Raw genomic sequence first — 5,460 nt, 5'->3', positions numbered from 1 at the left:
TCCCCGAACAGCTCACCGCCGACTCGGCCGAGATCCGCGGCTGGGCCTGGCGCAGTGACAGCCGCCACATCGTGTTCGGCCGTCGTGTGGACAGCGAATCACGCCTTTACGAACTGGATACGCAGAACCGCACGCTGCGCGACGTCGGTATCGACGATGCGCAGTCGCCGGCGGTGTCGCGGCACAACGAGATGCTGGCCTTCGTGCACCGCAAGGCGCAGTTCGGGCTGTTCCGGGTGCCGCTCAAGGATGGCCAGCCGGGGCAACCGCAACGCCTGTTCCCCTCCAACGGCCGCGATGGTCAGCCGATGCTCGCGCCCGACGGCCGGCAACTGGTGTTCACCTCCGACCGGTCCGGCAACTACGGCCTGTGGTGGGCCGACCTGACCCGGCCCGATTCGCTGCGCCCGGTGGAGGGGCTGCGGCCGGAAACGCGGCAGGCGGCGGACTGGTCACCTGACAGCACGCACCTGCTGGTATCCGGACGCGATGCGCAGGCCAACCCGGTGATCTATGAAGTGTCACCGCGCGATGAGCAGGTGGTGGCACTGCCAGTGCCGGTCGCCCAGCCGTTGCAGGCCCTGTACGGCAGCGACAGCGACCACGTGCTGGTGGTGGACCGCGACGCGCGCGAGCGGCTGCGGCTGTCCCTGTTCGATCGTCGGCAGTCGCCATGGCGGCTGCTGGCCAGTATCGAAGGGGTGTCGCAGGCGCGCTTCGACCGCAGCGCGCAGCGGGTGCTGTTCACCCGGTTGTCGGCCGGTGGGCTGTGGTCGGTGGATGCGCAGCTCAGCACCGGCAGCATCCAGCAGGTCAGCGACGACCGGCCATCGCGCTGGCGCTACCGGACCTGGACGGTGGCACGCGATGGCAGCGTGGACTACCTGTCCAATGACGCCGCCTGCGCCACGCTGTTTTCGCGCATCAACGCCGGTGCCACCCGCACCGAACACTGCCTGGACGTGGATCGCCTCAGTGCCGGCAACGGCTTCAGTGCGCACCCCGATGGCAGCGCGCTGTACGTGGCGCTGGCGGTGGCCGACGGTGCCGACATCGGCGTGATGCCACTCCCCGAGGCACCAGTGCCGGTCTTCTCGGCTGTTTCCAACGCCCTGTTTTTGAAGGGAAAATAGTCTTCGTACTTCCTTCGTGTCGGCCTCGTGTCGAATTCGGATGAATCTCGTCGCACTTTCCTGACCCGGCTCGCCTGATTTGGCAAAACGTTTGCCCCGCAACGGCAAACACGGTGTGCAGTCATGCGTCAGCTTTCCTTGGCCGATCGCGGCCAATCGCTTTCCCTGGACAAGATCGTCGACGACGGTCCGCTGCCCACCTGCCTGGGCGTGGCCCGGCTCGGCAGCCTGCAGACCGCTGGCGCAACGTTCACCGTGTGGATGCAGCTGCGTGGCAGTGCGTGGGTGGAATCCAAGGAAGGCCGCTTCCGCCTGCGCCAGCGCGAATGGATCGCCTTCGAGAAGGAATCCAAGCCGATGATCCAGGCCGGCCGCGATGGCCTGTGCATCGGCCTGAGCCTCACCCCGGATGCTTTGCGCGCGCTGGGCGAGCTGGAAGACTGCAGCCTGTACGCCGGCCGCGGCAGCATGAGCCGCGCCGAAGTCCGCGTGGCCCTGCGCCTGTGGCGCGACGCACTGGCCAGTGGCCAGCCGGCGCAGGCATTGCGCCCGGTGCTGCTGCACCTGGCCTCGCTGCAGCGCGTGCTGGCCACCGGCGTGCAGCGTTGCCCGGGCCGTTCGCGCGTGCGCAAGCGCCAGGTGTTCGGCCGCATGCAGCGTGCGCGCCTGTATCTGGAAGGCAACAGCCACCGCGTGGTGCGCATCGGCGAACTGGCCGAGCTGACCAACTTCTCCAGCTGGTACTTGTCCAAGACCTTCCAGAGCCTGTATGAAGAAAGCCCGCAGTCGCTGTCGGCACGCCTGCGGCTGGAGCGCGCGGCCGACCTGCTGCGTGATACCGACATGATGATCGGCGAAGTCGCCGCTGCGAGTGGATTTGACAACTGCTGCAGCTTTGCACGGGCGTTTCGGGCACGTTACGGGCAGTCTGCGTCAGGCTTTCGCGAGGCCGGTGGAATGCTCCCGCCAAAGTCGGCAAAGCCATCGGTTGCTTCCCGCAAATAATTAACCGCAACGCAATCGTAACTTTCCGAGGCGGTTTAACACGCTACTAACGTACCTCGGAGAGATAAATGAATTTTCGTACTCCTGCAGTGCGGCTGGGCCTTCTGCCCGCCGGCATTGCGCTCGCGCTGTCGCCGACCTTTGCTTCCGCACAGGAAGCAAAGGGCGCGACCGACCTGGATCGCATTGAAGTCACCGGTTCGCGCATTCGTGGCGCCAACATGGAGACCCAGCAGCCGATCCTGACGCTGAGCCGTGAGAACCTGGAAAAGCAGGGCTACACCTCGGTGGCCGACGTCCTGCAGAACCTGACCTCGGCCGGTGCTCCGGCCATTTCGCGTTCGGACGCCCTGTCGTCCGGCGAAAACGTCGGCGGCTACTACGTCGACCTGCGCAACCTGGGCGCCACCCGTACGCTGGTGCTGATGAACGGCAAGCGTCTGGGCGCCACCACCGGCGGCTACCAGGATCTGAGCCAGATCCCGATGTCGGCCGTTGAGCGTATCGAAGTGCTGAAGGACGGCGCCTCGTCCATCTACGGTTCGGACGCCATCGCCGGCGTGGTCAACGTGATCACCCGCAAGCGTTTCGACGGCGCTGAAGCCAGCGTCTACTACGGCCAGTACGGCGAAGGCGACGGCGAAGGCACCACCTATTCGCTGACCCTGGGCTCGGAAGGCGAGCGCGGCGGCGTGACCCTGTCGGCCGAATACTCCAAGCAGGATCCGGTCTGGGCAAAGGACCGCTGGTTCAGCCGTGATGGCGGCCGTGGCCCGAACTCGACCGCTGAAGAGTGGAGCCCGATCAGCCAGAACAGCACCTGGTGCAACCCGAAGCTGTTCGGCAAGTGCGAAGGCAAGGATGCGATCTGGCAGACGCTCAATCCGGGCGGCAACCCGAACAACCCGAACGACTACCACGAGCTGACCCCGGGCGAGTTCTCCAACGCCAACCAGCAGATGATGGCGTCGACCGGCATCGAGCGTAAGTCGGTCTACGTCAACGGCAACTACGACCTGACCGATTCGATCACGTTCAACGCCGACCTGCTGTACAACCAGCGCACCACCGACCAGCAGATTGCGGGCTACCCGTACCAGTCGCAGTCGGCCGCGATCAACACCCCGCTGTCCGGTTCGAGCGCGTTCAACCCGGTTGGCCAGGACCTGCAGTTCCGTCGTCGTCTGTGGGAAGTGCCGCGCACCACCACCAGCGACATGAAGACCCTGCGCTTTGCCCCGACCGTCAGCGGCTTCTTCGAGCTGGCCGGCAAGACCTGGGACTGGGACGCTGGCGCCCTGTGGAACCGTAACGAAGTCACCAAGACCGGTCACGGCGACATGAGCCTGATCGCGTCGCGTCAGGCCCTGGGCCCGTCGTTCATCAACAGCAACGGTGTGGCCCAGTGCGGTACCGCGGCCAACCCGACCCCGCTGAGCGCTTGCCGCCCGTGGAACCCGCTGCTGCCGTACGGCGTGGCTGGCCAGGGTTCGTTGGCGGATCCGGACCTGCAGAGCTTCCTGTTCCCGACCTTCACCGACACCGGCATCACCAAGACCACCAGCTACACCGCCAACCTGTCCGGGTCGATCGTCGACCTGCCGGCCGGCGAGCTGGGCATTGCGATGGGCTACGAGCACCGCAAGGAAGACGGCCGCTTCGTGCCGGACGCCTTCCGCCAGTCGGGCCAGAGCACCGGCCTTGCCTCGACCACCACCTCGGGTGATTACAGCCTCAACGAGTTCTACGTCGAGCTGAACATCCCGGTGCTGGCCGATATGGCCTTCGCCAAGGAACTGAGCTTCAACGTTGCCAGCCGTTACTCGGACTACAGCAACTTCGGCGACACCATCAACTCCAAGTTCGGCCTGGTGTGGCGTCCGATCGACGAGCTGCTGGTCCGTGGTACCTATGCTGAAGGCTTCCGTGCCCCGAGCATCAGCGACCTGTACGGCGGCCGCGACGCCAGCTTCGAGCGTTACACCGATCCGTGCGCCGTGGGCGTTGCGGGCAGCGTTGCCGGCAATGCCGCCTGCCTCAGCGGCGGCGCACCGGCTGACTACGTGCAGCAGGCCCAGGGCGGCCAGCCGTGCAAGACCTGGCCGTGCGCGACGCCGGACCAGTTCATCAGCGGCTCCAACGCTGAGCTGAAGCCGGAAACCTCCACCAGCAAGACCGTTGGTCTGGTGTGGAGCCCGCGCTGGGTGCAGGGTCTGGACATCTCGCTGGATTGGTACCGCTACGAGATCAAGGACATGATCATCGAGGACAGCGTCGACCGCATCCTGCGTGACTGCTACGTCCTGGGCAACTCGGCACGCTGCGAAGGCGTGACCCGTGCTGCCGATGGTCACATCAGCGCGCTGACCTACGGCCTGGCCAACCTCGGCTCGATGAAGACCGAAGGCTACGACCTGGGCGTCAAGTACCGTCTGCCGGAACTGGCGATCGGTCAGTTCAGCATCGACTGGCAGACCAGCTACCTGTCCAAGTACGACGAAGCCGGCCAGAACTCCGATGGTGACAACATCATCATCGGTCGCGTCAGCGAAGCAGGTCTGTTCCGCGTGCGTTCCAACGTGGGCGTGAACTGGGAACTGGGCAACTTCGGTGCGACCTACACCGCCCGTTACTACTCGGGCATGAAGGAAGACTGCGTCGACGACCGTTGGTGCGATGCCCCGGACCACGTCGCCAATGGCGAAAGCGCGCCGCTGCGTCACACCGGCTCCAACACCTTCCACGATCTGCAGATCAACTGGAAGGCGCCGTGGGATGCCACCATCGCCGTCGGTGCGAACAACGTGTTCGACCACAAGGGTCCGCTGATGTACTCGGCACCGAACTCGAGCTTCGCCAACTACGGCGGCTTCGACATCGGTCGCTTCCTGTACATGAAGTACACCCAGCGCTTCTGATCCATCGAAGCTCTGTTGCAGTAAAAAAAGGAGGGCGGATCGCAAGGTCCGCCCTCTTTGTTTGCGCCGGGGCCTGAGCGTTCCACCCCCACCGGTTTCGATGCTGCGGCCACAAAAAGGTTCTTCTCCCCTCTGAGGGAAGCGTCTCGTTGCAAGGGCCGTCGCAGCGTGAGCTCCCCGCAGCAGCCGGTAGGCCCCGGGTGCAAATGTCCCCCGGCCGCGCGGCGGCCTCCTCCTTTATTTTGCCCAGGCGCCTACCGGCTGCTACGGGGCTCGGCTTGCGGTAAGCAGGGGAGAAGCCTGGCTTGTCGGGCGCCGTCGGCGGGTCGGGCGCTGGGCCCCCATGCCCTTTCCGGCGAATGTCCTCCGGAGTCGGCCTGCGGCCGCCCCCTCCCCCTTTATTT

General features: G+C 65.4%; 2 protein-coding genes and 1 pseudogene. All 3 read left to right on the top strand.

Features of this window, described 5'->3' with window-relative positions; translation table 11 throughout:
- Positions 1-1,133: pseudogene (locus DBR34_RS24160) on the top strand (transcriptional regulator); the annotation flags it as partial.
- Positions 1,134-1,256: 123 nt separating this feature from the next.
- Complete coding sequence (locus DBR34_RS19545; protein ID WP_128098012.1) at positions 1,257-2,138, top strand: helix-turn-helix transcriptional regulator; 882 nt, start codon at positions 1,257-1,259, stop codon at positions 2,136-2,138.
- 68 nt (positions 2,139-2,206) lie between these two features.
- Positions 2,207-5,056 carry a TonB-dependent receptor gene (locus tag DBR34_RS19540; protein WP_128098011.1) on the top strand — a complete coding sequence of 950 codons (2,850 nt, stop codon included), beginning with the start codon at positions 2,207-2,209 and terminating at the stop codon, positions 5,054-5,056.
- Positions 5,057-5,460: the final 404 nt, after the last annotated feature.

Source organism: Stenotrophomonas sp. HMWF003, from assembly GCF_003061285.1.
In the GTDB taxonomy this organism is placed as follows: Bacteria; Pseudomonadota; Gammaproteobacteria; order Xanthomonadales; family Xanthomonadaceae; genus Stenotrophomonas; species Stenotrophomonas maltophilia_AP.
This window is presented reverse-complemented; position numbering and strand designations above follow the sequence as displayed.